The organism is Silanimonas sp. (assembly GCF_027531545.1).
Classification (GTDB): Bacteria; Pseudomonadota; Gammaproteobacteria; order Xanthomonadales; family Xanthomonadaceae; genus Silanimonas.
Genome location: NZ_JAPZSC010000001.1, coordinates 284,405 through 299,755, shown reverse-complemented (window position 1 = coordinate 299,755; position 15,351 = coordinate 284,405). Strand labels below are relative to the sequence as shown.

Below are 15,351 nucleotides of genomic sequence, written 5' to 3'. Positions count from 1 at the left end.
TGCGGCCGGGAACGGAGGGGCAGGGCGGGGGCTTTGCTAGAATTCGCACCCCGCCTCGTCGGAACCGCTGGTCCATGATCGTGCTCGAGGGCCTTCCGGCCCTGTCCGCCTTCCGCCTGCAACGCCTCCGGGCCGAGTGCCAGGCGATCCATCCCGCGGTCGAGGTGCTGGGCACCCACCACGTTTACCTGATCCAAGCCCGCGACGGCGCCGCCGTCGACACCGGGGCGGTCGGGGCCATCCTGGAAGGCTGCATCGCCACCACGCCGACGCCGGCCGGGGCGGTGAGCCGCTTCGTGGTGCCGCGTCTCGGCACCCTGTCGCCGTGGGCCAGCAAGGCTGGTGAGATCCTGCGCGGCGCTGGCCACGCCGTCGCCCGCGTCGAGCGCGGCCTGCGCATCGACGTCGCGAACTGGCCCGCCGACGCGGAGACGGCGAAGCGGCTTGCCCGCGTGCTGCATGACCCGATGACGCAGTCGATTGTCGTTTCCATCGACGAGGCCGCCGCGCTGTTCCGCGTGCCGCCGAAGGGCGCCGTCGAGCACATCGCGCCGGCCGATCTTCCCGCCGCCAACGGTCGCCTCGGCCTCGCGCTCTCCGAAGACGAGATCGCCTACCTGCAGGAGGCCTACACCCAGTTGGGCCGTTCGGCGACGGACGCCGAACTGATGATGTTCGCGCAGGCGAACTCCGAGCACTGCCGGCACAAGATCTTCAACGCCAGCTGGACGATCGACGGCGAGGAGCAGACCCATTCGCTGTTCAAGATGATCAAGGCGACGCACGCCGCGACGCCGCAGTTCACGCTCACGGCCTATGCCGACAACGCCGCAGTGGTCGAAGGCCATCCGGGCCGTCGCTTCCGTCCCGACCTCGCCAGCGGCGAATACGTGGCCGAACCGATCGCCGACAGCGCGTATTGCATCAAGGTCGAGACCCACAACCACCCGACGGCGATCTCGCCCTTCCCGGGCGCCTCCACCGGCGCCGGCGGTGAGATCCGCGACGAGGGCGCCACCGGCCGCGGTGGCAAGCCCAAGGCCGGCCTGACCGGCTTCACCGTCTCGCACCTGCGCATTCCCGGCGTGCCGCAGCCCTGGGAGCAGCCGCGCGCGCTCAACCCGCGCATGGCCCCGGCCTTCGAGATCATGCGCGACGGCCCGCTGGGCGCGGCCGCGTTCAACAACGAGTTCGGCCGCCCTGCGCTGTCGGGCTACTTCCGCAGCTTCGAGCTGCCGACGGAAACGCCCGGCCTCGTCCGCGCCTATGACAAGCCGATCATGCTGGCCGGCGGCCTCGGCGCCATCGACCGCGGGCAGGTGAAGAAGCTCGGCCTGCGCGACGGCGACCTCGTCATCGTGATCGGCGGCCCCGCGATGCTGATCGGCCTCGGCGGCGGTGCGGCCAGCTCGCTGGCCTCCGGCCAGAGCAGCGAAGACCTCGACTTCGCGTCCGTGCAGCGCGACAACCCCGAGATGGAGCGCCGCGTGCAGGAGGTCATCGACCGCTGCGTGGCGCTCGGTGCCGGCAATCCGATCCGCGCTTTCCACGACGTGGGCGCCGGTGGCCTGTCGAATGCGATTCCCGAGCTGCTGCACGACGCGGGCTTGGGCGGCCGCATCCAGATGGCGAAGATCCCCAGCGACGATCCGTCGCTGTCGCCGATGCAGCTGTGGTGCAACGAGTCGCAGGAGCGCTACGTGCTCGGCATCGCGCCGGAGCACTTGGCCGACTTCGACGCGATCTGCGCGCGCGAGCGCTGCCTGTATGCCGCGGTCGGCGTGGCCACGAACGACGAGGTGCTGGTGCTGGAAGCGTCGGACGGCTCGCGCCCCATCGATCTTCCGATGAGCGTGCTGTTCGGCAAGGCGCCGAAGATGCACCGCGACACCGCGCACGTGGCGACGACGCGCTGGCCGAAGCTCGACACCGCCGCGCTCGATCTGCGCGAGGCGGGCCTGCGCGTGCTGTCGCATCCGACGGTCGCGAGCAAGAGCTTCCTCATCACCATCGGTGATCGCAGCGTTGGCGGCCTCACCGCACGCGACCAGATGGTCGGCCCGTGGCAGCTGCCGGTGGCCGACGTCGCCATCACCCTCACCGATTTCCACGGCCACGCCGGCGAAGCCATGGCGATGGGCGAGCGCACGCCGCTGGCCCTGATCGATGCCAAGGCCTCCGCGCGCATGGCGGTCGGCGAAGCCATCACGAATCTTGTTGCGGCGCCCATTGCCTCGATGGAGGAAGTGAAGCTCTCGGCCAACTGGATGGCGGCTTGCTCGCACCCCGGTGAGGACGCGGCGCTGTTCGATGCGGTGAAGGCCGTCGGCCTCGAGCTTTGCCCCGATCTGGATCTTTCGATCCCGGTCGGCAAGGACTCGCTGTCGATGCAGGCGCAGTACGCGGTCGATGGCAGCCCGCAGAAGTCGGTCTCGCCGGTCTCGCTGATCATCACCGCCTTCGCCCGCGTGGCGGACGTGTGCGCGCAGCTCACGCCCGATTTGAAGCGCGGCGTCGACTCCGAGCTGTGGCTGATCGGGCTCGGTGCCGGCAAGAAGCGCCTCGGCGGCTCGATCCTCGCGCAGTGCTACAACGCCTTCGGCGGCGCCGCACCCGACCTCGATGACCCGCAGCGCCTCAAGGATTTCGTCGCGCTGGTCAACGAAGCCCGCGAGGACAAGCTGCTGCTCGCGTATCACGACCGCAGCGACGGCGGTGCTTTCGCCACGCTGTGCGAGATGGCGTTCGCCGGCCACGTCGGCCTCGACCTCGCGCTCGACGGTTGGGGCGACGACCCGTTCCGCACGCTGTTCGCCGAAGAGCTTGGCGCCGTGGTGCAGGTGGCCGTCGAAGACCGCGCGGCCTTCGCCGACCTCGTCGAGCGCCATGGCCTCACCGAGTGCGCGCAGCGCGTCGGCAAGCCGGTGACCGCGCCGCGCCTGCGCGTCAGCGACGAGGGCCAAGTGCTGGCCGAATGGTCGTGGACGGAACTGTTCGACGCCTGGTGGGCCACCAGCCACGCCATGCAGCAGCGCCGCGACGATCCCGCCTGCGCCGACGACGAGAAAGAGGCCCGCCGCCGCTTCGACGACGCCGGCCTGAACCCGAAGCTCACGTTCGAGCCGCAGGACGACATCGCCGCGCCGTTCATCAACACGGGCGTTCGTCCGCGCGTGGCGATCGTGCGCGAGCAGGGCGTCAACGGCCAGATCGAAATGGCCGCCGCCTTCGACTGCGCCGGCTTCACCGCCGTCGACGTGCACATGAGCGACCTCATCGAAGGCCGCGTGCGCCTTGACGGCTTCAAGGGCCTCGCGGCCTGCGGCGGCTTCAGCTACGGCGACGTGCTGGGCGCGGGCCGCGGTTGGGCCACCTCGATCCTCACCCGCGACGCCTTGCGCGAGCAGTTCGCCGCGTTCTTCGCGCGGCCGGACAGCTTCAGCCTCGGCGTCTGCAACGGCTGCCAGATGCTGGCCCAGCTCAAGGACCTCGTGCCCGGCGCCGAGCACTGGCCGCGCTTCGTCCGCAACCTCAGTGAGCAGTACGAGGCGCGCGTGGCGCAGGTGATCGTCGAGGACTCACCCTCGGTGCTGCTGAAGGGCATGGCCGGCTCGCGCATCCCGATCGTCGTCTCGCACGGCGAAGGCCGCGCGCGCTTCAGCGACGACGCCCATCGCACGGCCGCTGCTGTGGCGATGCGCTACGTCGATGGCGAAGGCCGCGTCACCCAGGCCTTCCCGGCCAACCCGAACGGCTCGCCCGACGGCATCGCTGGCCTCACTTCGCGCGATGGCCGCGCCACGTTGATGATGCCGCACCCGGAGCGCGTGTTCCGCACCGTGCAGCTGAGCTGGGCGCCGGCCGGCTGGGGTGAGGATTCGCCGTGGCTTCGGCTGTTCCGCAACGCCCGGGCCTTCGTGGGCTGAACCCGTGAACCCGCGTCGCCACCGCAACCCGCGGTGGCGGCGCCATGGCGGTCGTGGCAGCCTGTGCGCCCCCCGATGCATGGATGCCGTTGCGATGAACCTGTCGCTGCCCCTTTCGCTGGCCACCGCCGCGCTCGTCGCTGCGTTCATGGTCGCCCCGCCCCCGGCCTCGGCGAACGAGGCGGCACCGGTCGCCCTTGCGGGCGAGGTGACGGGTCGCCTCGATCCGGATCCCGCCGCTCGCTATCACCCGCTGCCGGCGACGATGTCGGAGCGCGCCGGGCAGAGGCTTCGCCTGCGCGATGTCGAGCGTCTGCTGAAGCGACATCCCGACCATCCGATGTTGCTTCGTGAACGGGCATACATCCGTTCGAAGCGTGGTGAGATCGATGCGGCCGAAGCGGACTTCGCCCGTGCGCTGCAGGTGGCCGGCGACAACGCCTTCCTGCGGCGCCATGTCCTGTGGTCGCAGGGTTGGGCGCGTTTCGATGCAGGTCGGGACGAGGCGGCGCTGCAAGCCTGGAAGGAAGCCGTGGACCTCCATGGCGGCAACCCGTTCTGGTGGCCCTACACCGCCGCTCTGGCCGAGTGGCGCCTGGGTCGGCACGCCGAGGCGATCGAGCTCTACGATCGTGCCGTCGCGGGCATGCCCCAGTACGGCACGGAGCGGGGACTGGCCGAACGCACGGCCCACTGGCCCGAGTCCCAGTTCGCCGTCGCCAGTGCGGTCTTCTCCGCCTGGCAGGCATCGAAGCGCGCCACGCAGCCCTGATACGCTTGGGCGATGCCTGATACCGACGCCCTCGCTCCCCCCGACAGCGGCCTCGACACCGACCTCGACGCCCGCATCGCCGCGGCCCTCGTGGCCCGCGGCCGCCTGAAGGACGCCGACCTCGTCCGCGCCGAGCGCCTGCGCGCCGAGACCGGTGGCGCACTGCCGGGCCTGCTGGTGAAGCTCGGCATGGTCTCCGAGCGCGACATGGCCGACACGCTCGGCGACGTGCTCGGCCTGCCGCTGATGGCGGCCAAGGATTGTCCTGACGCGCCGCCGGCCGGCGTGGCGCTGGCGATCAAGTTCCTGAAGCACCACGCGATCTGCCCGGTGGGCGAAGACGAACACAGCGTCACCGTCCTCTGCGCCGACCCGCAGGACGTGTACCTCGCTGATGCCGTGCGGCTGGCCACCGGCCGCGAGGTGAAGCTCGCCGTCGGCTTGCGCTCGGAGATCAGCGATCTCGTCGAGCGCTACTACGGCCAGGGCCGCAGCGCGCTCGGCAGCATCGTCGAGGACGTCGGCGAGGAATCCCGCGAGGAGGACGACGTCGAGCACCTGCGCGACCTCGCTTCCGAGGCGCCGGTGATCCGCCTCGTGAACCTGCTGATCCAGCGCGCGGTCGAGACGCGCGCTTCCGACATCCACATCGAGCCCTTCGAAACGCGCTTGAAGGTGCGCTACCGCATCGACGGCGTGCTGATCGACGCCGAGAGCCCGCCGGCTGCCCTTACTGCAGCAGTCATTTCGCGCATCAAGATCATGGCGAAGCTCAACATCGCCGAGCGCCGCCTGCCGCAGGACGGCCGCATCATGGTGCGCGTGCAGGGCAAGGAGCTCGACCTCCGCGTGAGCACCGTGCCGACGCAGCACGGCGAGAGCGTGGTGATGCGACTGCTCGACCGCGAGTCGGTGGTGTTCGACTTCCACCAGCTCGGCTTCACCGACGAGTTCCTGCCGCAGTTCATGAGGGTGCTCGACCAGCCGCACGGCATCCTGCTGGTCACCGGCCCCACCGGCTCGGGCAAGACCACGACGCTCTACACCGCGCTGTCGAAGCTCAACACCGACGACGTCAAGATCATCACCGTCGAGGATCCGGTCGAGTACCAGATCGAGGGCATCAACCAGATCCAAGCCAAGGCGCAGATCGGCCTCGACTTCGCGACGGCGCTGCGCAGCATCGTCCGCCAGGACCCGGACATCATCATGATCGGCGAAATGCGTGATCTGGAAACCGCGAAGATCGCGATCCAGTCCGCGCTCACCGGCCACCTCGTGCTCAGCACCCTGCACACCAACAGTGCGGCCGGCGGCGTCACCCGCCTGCTCGACATGGGCGTCGAGGATTACCTGTTGACCTCGACGATCAACGGGATCCTCGGCCAGCGCCTGGTGCGTCGCCTCGAGCCGACCCACGCCGAGCGCTACGAAGCGAGTGCCGAGGAAATCGAGAAGTTCGGCCTGCGCCGCCTGCAGCCCGAGGGGACGATCCACCTGTATCGACCGAAGCCTTCCGCGTTGACGCCGACCGGCTACCTGGGCCGCACGACGATCATGGAATTCCTCGTCGTCGACGACGCGATCCGCAAGCTGGTGATGCAGCACGCCACGAGTGTGGAGATCGAGCGCGAGGCCCGCGCTCGCGGCATGCGCACGATGTACGAGGATGGCCTCGCCAAGGCCCTCGCCGGCCAGACGACCATCGAGGAAGTGTTGCGCGTGACGGAAGAGGCGTGATCGCGTGGCGCTGTTCCGCTACAAGGCCCTGAGCGCCGCCGGCGAAGCCCTCGCCGGCACGATGGAGGCCGCGCGCGCCGAGGACGTGGTCGCGCGCCTGCAGGAGCAGGGCCACCTGCCGCTGGACGTCGGCACCTCGCTCGAGGAGGGCGCGGGCGCCGGGCTCGCGGCGCTGTTCCGCAAGAAGGCGCTCGACGAGGCGGCGGTGCTGCAGTTCACCCAGCAGCTGGCGACGCTGCTCGGTGCCGGCCAGGCGCTGGATCGCGCGCTGGGCACCTTGCTGGATCTTCCGGACAACCCGCAGAGCCGGCGCGTGATCGAACGCATCCGCGACGCGGTGCGCGGCGGCCTGCCGCTTTCGGCCGCCCTCGAACAGCAGCACGGGCTGTTCTCGCGGCTTTACGTGAACCTCGTGCGCGCCGGCGAAGCCGGCGGCGGCCTGCAGGTCGCGCTGCTGCGCCTCGGCGAATACCTCGAGCGTGCGGCGGCCTTGAAGGCGCAGGTGATCTCGGCCCTGATCTACCCGATCCTGCTGCTGGTGATGGTGCTGGCCGTCTGCGCGCTGCTGCTCGGCGTGGTGGTGCCGCAGTTCAACGACCTGCTGGCCAGCACCGACGTCACGCTGCCTTGGTACACCCAGCTGGTCCTCGGTAGCGGCATGTTCGTCCGCACCTACGGCCTCTACCTGTTCATCGCCGGCGTCGTGGTGATGCTGTTGGCGGTGCGCCACTTCCGCCAGCCCGAGCCGCGCGCCCGGCTCGACGCCTGGCTGCTCGGCCGCCCGCGGATCGGCGAGCTGCTGGCCCGCTACGAGACGGCGCGCTTCGCCCGCACGCTGGGCACGCTGCTCGGCAACGGCGTGCCTTTGCTGAATGGCTTGGCCATCGCCCGGCAGGTGATGGACAACCGCGCCCTCGGCGCCGCGCTGGAGCGCGCGACCGACGAAGTGAAGACCGGGCAGGGCCTGGCCTTCGCACTCTCGCGGACGAAACTCTTTCCCCGTCTTGCGGTCCAAATGGTGCAGGTGGGCGAGGAATCCGGCGAACTGGGCGCGATGCTGCTGAAGGTGGCCGACACCTTCGACGCGGAAACCCAGCGCGCCATCCAGCGAACTCTCGCCGCGCTGGTGCCTTTCATCACCGTGCTGATGGCGCTGCTGGTCGGCGTCGTGATCATGGCCGTGCTGGTTCCGATCTACCAACTCACGAGTTCCGCAGGAGTGTTGTGATGCGCTTGACGTCCCCCGGCTTCGCCGCCCGCACGCAGTCGGGCTTCAGCCTGATGGAGATCCTCATCGTCGTCGGCATCATCGCCGCGATCATGGCGTTCGCCGCCAGCCAGATCTTCGGCGGCAAGGACCAGGCCAACGTGCGCCTGACCGAGACGCAGCTCGAATCGTTGGCGGCGAAAGTGGAGCAGTACCGGATGGACACCGGGCAGATCCCGTCCTCGCTGGAGGCGCTGGTGACCAACCCGGGTGCCAGCGGCTGGCTGGGCCCCTACGTTCGCAAGGCCGAAGACCTGCAGGACGCGTGGCGCCGCCCGGTGCAGATCCGCACGCCGGGCGCGAACGGCGAGTTCGAGCTGGTGAGCCTCGGGAGCGACGGCAAGCCCGGCGGTGACAGCACCGCCGCCGACATCGTCAAGCCCTGAGGCGGGCGGACGTCGCGTGATCCGATGAAGGCCCACGGATGAAGCACGCGACGCGAGCGGCTGGCTTCACGCTGATCGAAGCGCTGGTCGTGATGGCGCTGATGGCCACGGCCTTCGCGCTGTTCGCCGGCGCGCTGGTTGGCGCGCTGCCGGGCCAGCAGCTGCGCGATGCCACGAACCGCCTCGCCGCGGAAATGCGCGCCACCCGTGCGCGCGCCGTGGCGACCGGCATCGACCAGAGCTTCGTCATCGACACGCAGGCGCGCACCTGGCGTAGCGGGGCCAGCGATGAGCTCGTGGAGGCGTTCGCTCCGATGCCGGGCACGAAGCCGGGCGCGACTTCGGGCGGCGGCGTTCGCCGCCAGGGCGAGCTCGATGACGCCTTGGCCCTGGGCGCCACCGTCGCGCGCGAGGAGCAGCCGGGCCCGGGCATCGCCGCGATCCGCTTCTTCGCCGATGGCAGCAGTACGGGCGGGCGCGTGGTCGTCCGTCGCGGCGACGCCGCGTGGCGCGTCGATGTGAATTGGCTGACCGGCGCGGTGCGCGTCGAGCGCGGCGAGGGCGGGCGATGAACGCCGTTCCGCGCGCATCGCGTCGCGTCGCGGTCGCGCGCCAGCGCGGCTTCACCCTGCTCGAAGTGCTGCTGGCTTTCGCGCTGCTGGCGGGTGCCTCGGTGCTGCTGCTCTCGATCCTCTCGAACGGCCTGCGCGATGTTGCCGATGCCGAGCGCCATGGCGAGGCGGCCCTGCATGCGCGCAGCCTGATGGACAACTTCGGACGCATGGAACGCCTGCGCCCCGGCGGCCGCAACGGCAGCCTCGACGACGGCCGCTACCGCTGGGCGCTGGAGGTGCAGCGCGTGCAGGACCCGCTGCCGGCACCGCTGCCCACGCCGGGGCAGGCGACGTCCGGGCCCGGGGCGGACGGCATCGTCGATGCCGGCGAACCCGTGCTGTACCGCCTCGACCTGACCCTCCAATGGGGCGAGGGCGGCCCGAAGCAGACCTTCCGCACCTCGACGCTGCGCGCGCTGTATCCGCTGCCGGAGGACCTGTGAGGGCGCGCGGCTTCTCGCTGCTGGAGATGCTGGTGGCCGTGGCGCTGTTGGCCACCGGCCTCGCGCTGGCCTTCGGCATCGTGCAGGGCAGCGTGCGCGCGTCCGCCTCGGCCGAGCGCGTCGCCGCGCACAGCGACCGCGTGCGCACCGTGCACGGCTTCGTGCGGCGGCAGGTGGCCGCGGCGCTGCCGCAGCCGATCGATCCTGCGGCCGGGTTCGAGGACATCCGCCTGCTTCGCCTGTCCTCCGATCGCATCGAGTTCATCGGCGAGATGCCGGGCTACCTCGGTCGCGGCGGTCCCTACCTGCAGGTGCTGCGCCTGCAGCGCGGCGCGCGCGGCACGGCCCTGATGTTCGAACATCGGTTGATGACGGCCGAGGGCCCGCTCAAGGCCGAGCGCCCGCCGGAAGTGCTGATCGACGGCCTCGCGGACGCGCGCTTCAGCGCCCGCGCCTTCGGCCCGGACGGCCGGCCCGAGGACTGGGCGTCGGAGTGGACGCGCCTCGGCCAGCTGCCCAGCCAGGTGCGGCTGACGGCGCGCTTCAGCGAACCGCGCCTGCGCTTCCCCGACCTCGTGGTGCCGCTGCGCTACAGCCTCTCCGGCGCCACCGGGGCCGTGCCCGAGGCGGCGCGTCGCGACACCGGCGGGGAGAGCCAACAATGAGCCGGCGTCCCTTGGTCCGCGGCGCCGTCCGGCGCCAGCGCGGCGTCGCGCTGATCGTGGTGATGTGGCTGCTGGTGCTGCTGGCGGCGATCGTCGGGCTGTTCGCGCTGAACTCGCACGCCGAAGCCGTGCAAGCCTCGGCCGTGCGCCAGCGCACCGAGCTCGATCACGCCGCGGAAGCCGGCATCGAGGCCGTTGCCGCCCGGTTGCTGGCCGTCGATGCGCGGCGTCGCCCCGTGCCCGATGGCCGTGAATCCAGCTTCGACTTCGGCAACGGCATCACGGTGACGGTGGCGGTCACGGACGAGAGCGGCAAGGTCGACCTCAACGTCGCTGACGTGCTGCTGTTGCAGCGCCTGTTCGAAGCCACCGGCGTGGCCAGCGAAGAGGCCACCCGGCTTGCCGGCGCCATCGTCGACTGGCGCGATGCCGATGGGCTCGTGAGCGCAGCGGGCGGCGCGGAGGAGCGGGACTACCGCGGTGCGGGCCTGCCCTACGGGCCGGCCAACCGGCCCTTCGCCCAAGTGTCGGACGTGCAGCGCGTACTGGGCATGCGCCATGCGCTGTACCGCCGTGTACGGCCTTACCTGACGGTGTACACCGGCCTCGCACAGCCGAATCTCGCTTTCGCCGACCGCCCCGTGCTGGTGGCGCTGGGCCTCGCCCCGCCGGTGATCGAGCAGATCCTTGCGGCACGGGCGCAAGTGCAGCCCGGGCTCCCGCCGCCGGCCCTGCCGGGGGGCATCGTGCTCGCTGCCGGCGGCACCGGCACGTATAGTGTTTCGAGCCGCGCCGCGCGTGCTGACGGGCCCAAGGCCGAACTCGAAGCCACCGTCCGGGTCGGAGCCGGGGGCTTTCTCGGTCAGGTCTACACGCCGCTGGTCTGGCGCTACGGACAACAGGACTGATGGCCACACCCCCCGCTGCCAATCTCCCGTGGGACACCCTGCGCCTGCGCTGGGCCGCAAGCCCCGTTCCCGCCGTCTTGTCGCGCTGGTGGGACGACCTGCTCGATCTGCTGCCGCCCTCGCTGGCCCGCCTGTGGTTCCCGCCGGTGCGGCGGCTGTGGCTGCGCTGGGACGGCGATGCCCTGCAGGCCACGGAGGAAGCAGGCCGCGAACGCGTGGTGCTGCCGCCGGTGCCGCTGGCCGACGGGGAAGGCGCGGTGCTGCTCGCGGCGAGCCTTGATCGCCGCGGCGTGGATGGCGAACTCTGGCTGTCCTTGCCGGCCTCGCAGGCGCTGGTGCGCACGCTGTCGCTGCCCCTGGCCGCCGAGCCGCAGCTCGAGGGCGTGCTTCGCCACGAGATCGATCGCCAGACGCCCTTCAGCGCCGACCAGGTGGTACATGCCGCGCAGGTGGTGTCGCGCCATCCTGCCGAAGGGCAGCTGCGCGCCGAGTTGGTGGTCGTGCCCAAGGGCACGCTGGAAGCCGCGCTGGCGGCCCTCGGCCCGCTGGCCACGCGCCTCTCCGGCGTCGACATCGACGACGCCGCGCACCGCGCCGGTCGCCGTCGCAATGTGCTTCCGCTCGCGCAGCGCGTGCAGCGCACCGACCGCGATGCCCGGGTACGCATCGCGGTGATCGCGGTCGCGGCCGTCGCCTTGCTGGCCACCGGGTTCATCACGCTGGGCAATCGCGAGCGCGCGCTGGCCGCGCTCGAAGCGCAACGCGACGCCGCGTTCGAGACCGCGCGCGAGGCCCGTGCCCTGCGCCTGCAGCTGGACGGGGCGGCGAGCGCCGCGAACTTCCTCGCCGAGCAGCGGCAGTCCAAGCCGACCGTGCTGGAGGTGCTCGACGACCTCACGCGCCGCCTGCCGGACGATGTCTACCTGCAGCGCTTCTCCGTCGAGCAGGGCCGGGTGACGCTCAGCGGCGCTGCCCGCTCGGCGGGCAGCATCGTCGCCACGCTGCAGGGTTCGCCCTACCTGAAGGGCCCGGCCTTGGCCGGCGCCGTGCAGCAGGACCGCAGCACCGGCCGCGACGGGTTCACCGTCGTCGCCGAACTCGTGCCGGGAGGCAGCGATGCGCCGCAGCCTTGAGCGCCTGCGCCCGCTGCTGTGGCTCGGCATCGCGATGGTGCTGGGCTACGGCCTGCTCGTGCACTGGTGGTGGACGGCCCCGATGCTGGCGCTGGGCGACCAGATCGCCGAGGTGCGTGACGAGGAGCTGGGCTTGCGCATGGAAGGCGAGCAGATCCCGCAGCTGCAGGCGCGGCTGGCCGAAGTGCGCGCCGCCGAGGCGACGAACCCCGGCTTCCTCGCCGAACCCAACAAGGACCTCGCCACCGCGGCGCTGGTGCAGCGGCTGGAATCGGAAGTGCGGCGCATCGCGCCGAACCCGCTGGCCTGCGAGGTAGTGTCGCGCACGCCGATCGAAGCGCAGAGCAGCGACCCGTATCCGCGCGTGACGGTGCAGATCCGCCTTCGCTGCGATGCGGCGATGCTCGGCGCGCTGCTGCACGGGTTGGAGAGCGGCAGCCCGCAGCTGTTCATCGACAACCTCGCCTTCAACAGCATGGCCGCGTACTTCGGCGCGGGGCAGGGCGCCACCGACAGCCGCGTCGACGCGGTGTTCGATCTCTACGGCTACCTGCGTCCCACCGCGCCGGTGCAGGAGGGCGACCCGAATGCTTGAGGCGCTGCGTCCCGCCACGTGGCTGTTCGGCGCCATCTCGGCCTGGTGCCTCGGCCTGCTGCTGCTCGCCTTCGCCGGCCTCGGCGGGCGCGTTGGCCCGCACCCCGGCGACCCGGCGCTCGGCCCGCCCATCCCCGAGCTGCGCTTCAGCGAGAGCGCCCAGCGCCTGGGCGCCGTCACGGACTACCTCGCGGTGGGCGACCGGCCGCTGTTCAATCCGGACCGCCGCCCCGCGCCGGTGGCCATCGCCAACACCGAGCAGCAGGCGCCGTTCAACGGCGTGCTCACCTCGGTGCTGATCACCGACACCTTGCGCATGGCCATCTTCAGCGAGGAGAACGGCCAGGTGAGCAAGCGCGTGCGCCTCGGCGACACCGTGCCGGGCACGAGCTGGCGGTTGGCGTCGCTGGAGCCGCGCCGCGCCGTGCTCGAAGGCCCGGAAGGCCAGCGTGTGCTCGACCTGCGCGTTTTCGACGGGCAGGGCGGGGCCGCGCCGACGCCGGTGGCCACCATCGTCGAGGACAAGCCGGACACCCCCGGCGTCCCGGCAGGCGCGGGCCAGCCCGCATCGTCCAACCCGCCCAGCCTCGTCCAGCAGGCCTCGCAGGCCGAGGCCGAATCGCAGCGCAGTGCCGCCGACCAGGCGCAGATCGACGCCATCCGCGCCCGCATCGAAGCGCGCCGCGCCCAATTGGCCGAACAGCAGGCCAAGAACAACAACGCCCCCGTTGCCGAGCAATGAACACCATGACCACCCCGCGCCTCCTGCTCGCCGCCGCCGTGATGACGGCCCTGGCCGGCTGCGCCACCACGCCGGTGCCCGACATCGCGCGCAACCCCGACCCGGCCACGCTGCCGACCATCGCGCGCAATGCCGACGGTGAAGCGATCGGCGGCCCGTCCTCCGCGGGCGAGCCCGACATGACGCCGGGCAGCGGCATCGTCATCAACGAGTCGCTCGCCGCGCAGGCGCCACCGCAGCTGCCGGAAGGCGGCGAAGCCACCTTCAACTTCGAAGGCGAATCGCTGCACGCCGTGGTGAAGGCGGTGCTGGGCGACCTGCTGCAGCAGAACTACGTGATCGCGCCGACGGTGCAGGGCACGGTGACGCTGGCCACGCCGCGTCCGGTGAGCCCGGCACAGGCCCTCTCGCTGCTCGAGATGGTGCTGGGCTGGAACAATGCTCGCCTCGTGTGGAGCAATGGCCGCTACGCGATCCTGCCGGCCGACCAGGCCGTGGCCGGCAACCTCTCGCCGCGCACCGGCACCGCCGCGAACGCGCGCGGCTTCGAGCTGCGCGCCGTGCCGCTGCAGTACGTCTCGGCCACCGAGATGGAGAAGCTGCTGAAGCCCTACGTGCGCCAGGGCGCCGTGGTGCAGGCCGACGCCGCGCGCAACCTGATCGTGCTCTCCGGCAGCCGCAACGAACTGGAGAACTACCTGCGCACCGTGCGCATCTTCGACGTCGATTGGCTGAAGGGCATGTCGGTCGGCGTGTTCCCGATCCAGAGCGCCGAGCCGGAGAAGATCGTCACTGCGCTGGAGCGGGTGTTCGGCGCGGAAAGCGGCACGCCGCTGGCCGGCATGTTCCGCTTCCTGCCCGTGGAAGGCAGCAATTCGATCATCGTCATCACGCCGCAGCGCCAGTACCTTCAGAACGCGCGCGAGTGGATCGAGAAGCTCGACATGGCGGGCGAGGGCGCGCGCCTGTTCGTCTATGAAGTGAAGTACATGAAGGCGGGCGACCTCGCCTCGCAGCTGGGCACGGTGTTCGACGCCAGCGTCAGCAGCAGCGGTGGCTCGGGTTCGGCGTCGATCTCGCCGGGCCTCACGCCGGTGGAACTGGGTGCCGTGTCGCGCGAGGCTGGGCAGATCTCGCAGCCGCAGCCCGCCGGCGGCGGCGGTGCCAGCCTCGGTTCCGGCAGCGGCGAGTCGGGCATCGGCATCAGCGCCATCGAGGAAAGCAACGCGCTGATGGTGCGTGCCAGCCCCGCGCAGTGGGAATCGATCCGCCGCGCGATCGAGCGCCTCGACGTGATGCCCGCGCAGGTGCACATCGAAGCGCAGGTGCTGGAGGTGACGTTGCAGGGCAACCTCAGCTACGGCGTCAACTGGTATTTCGAGAACGCCATTCCCACCAGCCTCGCCGGTGCGCTGAGGCCCGGCCGCAGCAGCCTCGGCTTCGTCGGCGGCTCGCTCGCGCAAGGCACGGATGGCATCGCCTCGGCGGGAGCCACGTTCACCTCGCGGAACGCCGTGGCGGTGGTGAACCTGCTGGAGCGCGAATCCGACGTGCGCGTGCTTTCGACGCCCTCGCTGTTCGTGCGCAACAACGCGGAGGCCGCGCTCAACGTCGGCCAGAATCTCGCCGTCGCCAGCACCAGCTTCAATCCGGGCACGGGCACCACGCCGGGCAACAACACCATCAGCAGCGTGCAGTACCTGAGTACGGGCACCAAACTGAAGGTGAAGCCGCGCATCGGCGGCGACGGCATGGTCTTCCTCGAGATCGAGCAGGAGATCAGCTCGCCGTCGGAGGATCCCGGGGCGGGCGGCAACCCCAACGTCAACACCAGCACGGTGACCACCGAGGCCCTGGTGCGCGATGGCGAGACGGTGATGCTGGCCGGCCTGATCCGGCAGTCGGACAACGGGGGCAGCTCGGGCGTACCGGGCCTCACCAAGCTGCCGGTGGTCGGCGGCCTGTTCGGCACGCAGGGGCGCTCCCAGTTGCGCAGCGAAGTGGTGCTGCTGATCACTCCGCGCGTCGTGCGCACGCCCCAGCAGACGCGCACGCTCACCGACGATTACCTCCAGCGCTTCCAGGGCCTAGCGCCGCTGCGAGCGCCGGGTGCGGCCACCGCTACGCCGGCTGCCGACCCGCCGCCGGGCGGCTGATCCG

General features: G+C 71.1%; 13 protein-coding genes. All 13 read left to right on the top strand.

Going from position 1 to position 15,351, the window contains the following annotated elements; all coding sequences use genetic code 11:
* Positions 1-74 precede the first annotated feature (74 nt).
* The 13 genes from purL (at position 75) to gspD (ending at position 15,347) form a co-directional block, all read left to right on the top strand.
* Positions 75-3,926: a phosphoribosylformylglycinamidine synthase gene (purL, locus tag O9280_RS01290; RefSeq protein WP_298337859.1), complete on the top strand. Its 3,852-nt coding sequence runs from the start codon at positions 75-77 to the stop codon at positions 3,924-3,926.
* 94 nt (positions 3,927-4,020) lie between these two features.
* Positions 4,021-4,698, top strand: a complete 678-nt coding sequence (locus O9280_RS01285) for a tetratricopeptide repeat protein (protein WP_298337857.1) — start codon at positions 4,021-4,023, stop codon at positions 4,696-4,698.
* 12 nt (positions 4,699-4,710) lie between these two features.
* Positions 4,711-6,438: a type II secretion system ATPase GspE gene (gspE, locus tag O9280_RS01280; protein WP_298337855.1), complete on the top strand. Its 1,728-nt coding sequence runs from the start codon at positions 4,711-4,713 to the stop codon at positions 6,436-6,438.
* A 4-nt stretch (positions 6,439-6,442) separates the two neighbouring features.
* A complete protein-coding gene (locus tag O9280_RS01275) occupies positions 6,443-7,666 on the top strand; it encodes a type II secretion system F family protein (protein ID WP_298337853.1) in 1,224 nt (407 codons plus the stop codon).
* Positions 7,666-8,091, top strand: a complete 426-nt coding sequence (gene gspG / locus O9280_RS01270; protein ID WP_298337851.1) for a type II secretion system major pseudopilin GspG — start codon at positions 7,666-7,668, stop codon at positions 8,089-8,091. The genes O9280_RS01275 and gspG overlap by 1 nt, the downstream gene beginning before the upstream one ends.
* Positions 8,092-8,129: 38 nt before the next feature.
* Positions 8,130-8,663, top strand: coding sequence for a GspH/FimT family pseudopilin (locus tag O9280_RS01265; RefSeq protein ID WP_298337849.1), 534 nt, complete (start codon positions 8,130-8,132; stop codon positions 8,661-8,663).
* A complete protein-coding gene (locus tag O9280_RS01260; protein ID WP_298337847.1) occupies positions 8,660-9,148 on the top strand; it encodes a prepilin-type N-terminal cleavage/methylation domain-containing protein in 489 nt (162 codons plus the stop codon). The genes O9280_RS01265 and O9280_RS01260 overlap by 4 nt, the downstream gene beginning before the upstream one ends.
* Entirely contained in the window at positions 9,145-9,813 is a 669-nt protein-coding gene (locus O9280_RS01255; RefSeq protein WP_298337845.1) for a prepilin-type N-terminal cleavage/methylation domain-containing protein, read from the top strand. Before O9280_RS01260 ends, O9280_RS01255 begins: the two co-directional genes overlap by 4 nt.
* Positions 9,810-10,721: a type II secretion system protein GspK gene (locus tag O9280_RS01250; RefSeq protein WP_298337843.1), complete on the top strand. Its 912-nt coding sequence runs from the start codon at positions 9,810-9,812 to the stop codon at positions 10,719-10,721. The genes O9280_RS01255 and O9280_RS01250 overlap by 4 nt, the downstream gene beginning before the upstream one ends.
* Entirely contained in the window at positions 10,721-11,854 is a 1,134-nt protein-coding gene (locus O9280_RS01245; protein WP_298337841.1) for a PilN domain-containing protein, read from the top strand. Before O9280_RS01250 ends, O9280_RS01245 begins: the two co-directional genes overlap by 1 nt.
* Entirely contained in the window at positions 11,838-12,449 is a 612-nt protein-coding gene (gene gspM / locus O9280_RS01240) for a type II secretion system protein GspM (protein WP_298337839.1), read from the top strand. Before O9280_RS01245 ends, gspM begins: the two co-directional genes overlap by 17 nt.
* Entirely contained in the window at positions 12,442-13,191 is a 750-nt protein-coding gene (locus O9280_RS01235; protein WP_298337837.1) for a hypothetical protein, read from the top strand. Before gspM ends, O9280_RS01235 begins: the two co-directional genes overlap by 8 nt.
* Positions 13,188-15,347 carry a type II secretion system secretin GspD gene (gene gspD / locus O9280_RS01230; protein WP_298337834.1) on the top strand — a complete coding sequence of 720 codons (2,160 nt, stop codon included), beginning with the start codon at positions 13,188-13,190 and terminating at the stop codon, positions 15,345-15,347. Before O9280_RS01235 ends, gspD begins: the two co-directional genes overlap by 4 nt.
* The last annotated feature ends 4 nt before the right edge of the window (positions 15,348-15,351 follow it).

Bases quoted from the DNA above. Each gene is read 5' to 3' on its own strand.
- purL (WP_298337859.1), top strand. From the start codon at position 75: ATGATCGTGCTCGAGGGCCTTCCGGCCCTGTCCGCCTTCCGCCTGCAA.
- O9280_RS01285 (WP_298337857.1), top strand. From the start codon at position 4,021: ATGAACCTGTCGCTGCCCCTTTCGCTGGCCACCGCCGCGCTCGTCGCT.
- gspE (WP_298337855.1), top strand. From the start codon at position 4,711: ATGCCTGATACCGACGCCCTCGCTCCCCCCGACAGCGGCCTCGACACC.
- gspG (WP_298337851.1), top strand. From the start codon at position 7,666: ATGCGCTTGACGTCCCCCGGCTTCGCCGCCCGCACGCAGTCGGGCTTC.
- O9280_RS01265 (WP_298337849.1), top strand. From the start codon at position 8,130: ATGAAGCACGCGACGCGAGCGGCTGGCTTCACGCTGATCGAAGCGCTG.
- O9280_RS01260 (WP_298337847.1), top strand. From the start codon at position 8,660: ATGAACGCCGTTCCGCGCGCATCGCGTCGCGTCGCGGTCGCGCGCCAG.
- O9280_RS01250 (WP_298337843.1), top strand. From the start codon at position 9,810: ATGAGCCGGCGTCCCTTGGTCCGCGGCGCCGTCCGGCGCCAGCGCGGC.
- O9280_RS01245 (WP_298337841.1), top strand. From the start codon at position 10,721: ATGGCCACACCCCCCGCTGCCAATCTCCCGTGGGACACCCTGCGCCTG.
- gspM (WP_298337839.1), top strand. From the start codon at position 11,838: ATGCGCCGCAGCCTTGAGCGCCTGCGCCCGCTGCTGTGGCTCGGCATC.
- O9280_RS01235 (WP_298337837.1), top strand. From the start codon at position 12,442: ATGCTTGAGGCGCTGCGTCCCGCCACGTGGCTGTTCGGCGCCATCTCG.
- gspD (WP_298337834.1), top strand. From the start codon at position 13,188: ATGAACACCATGACCACCCCGCGCCTCCTGCTCGCCGCCGCCGTGATG.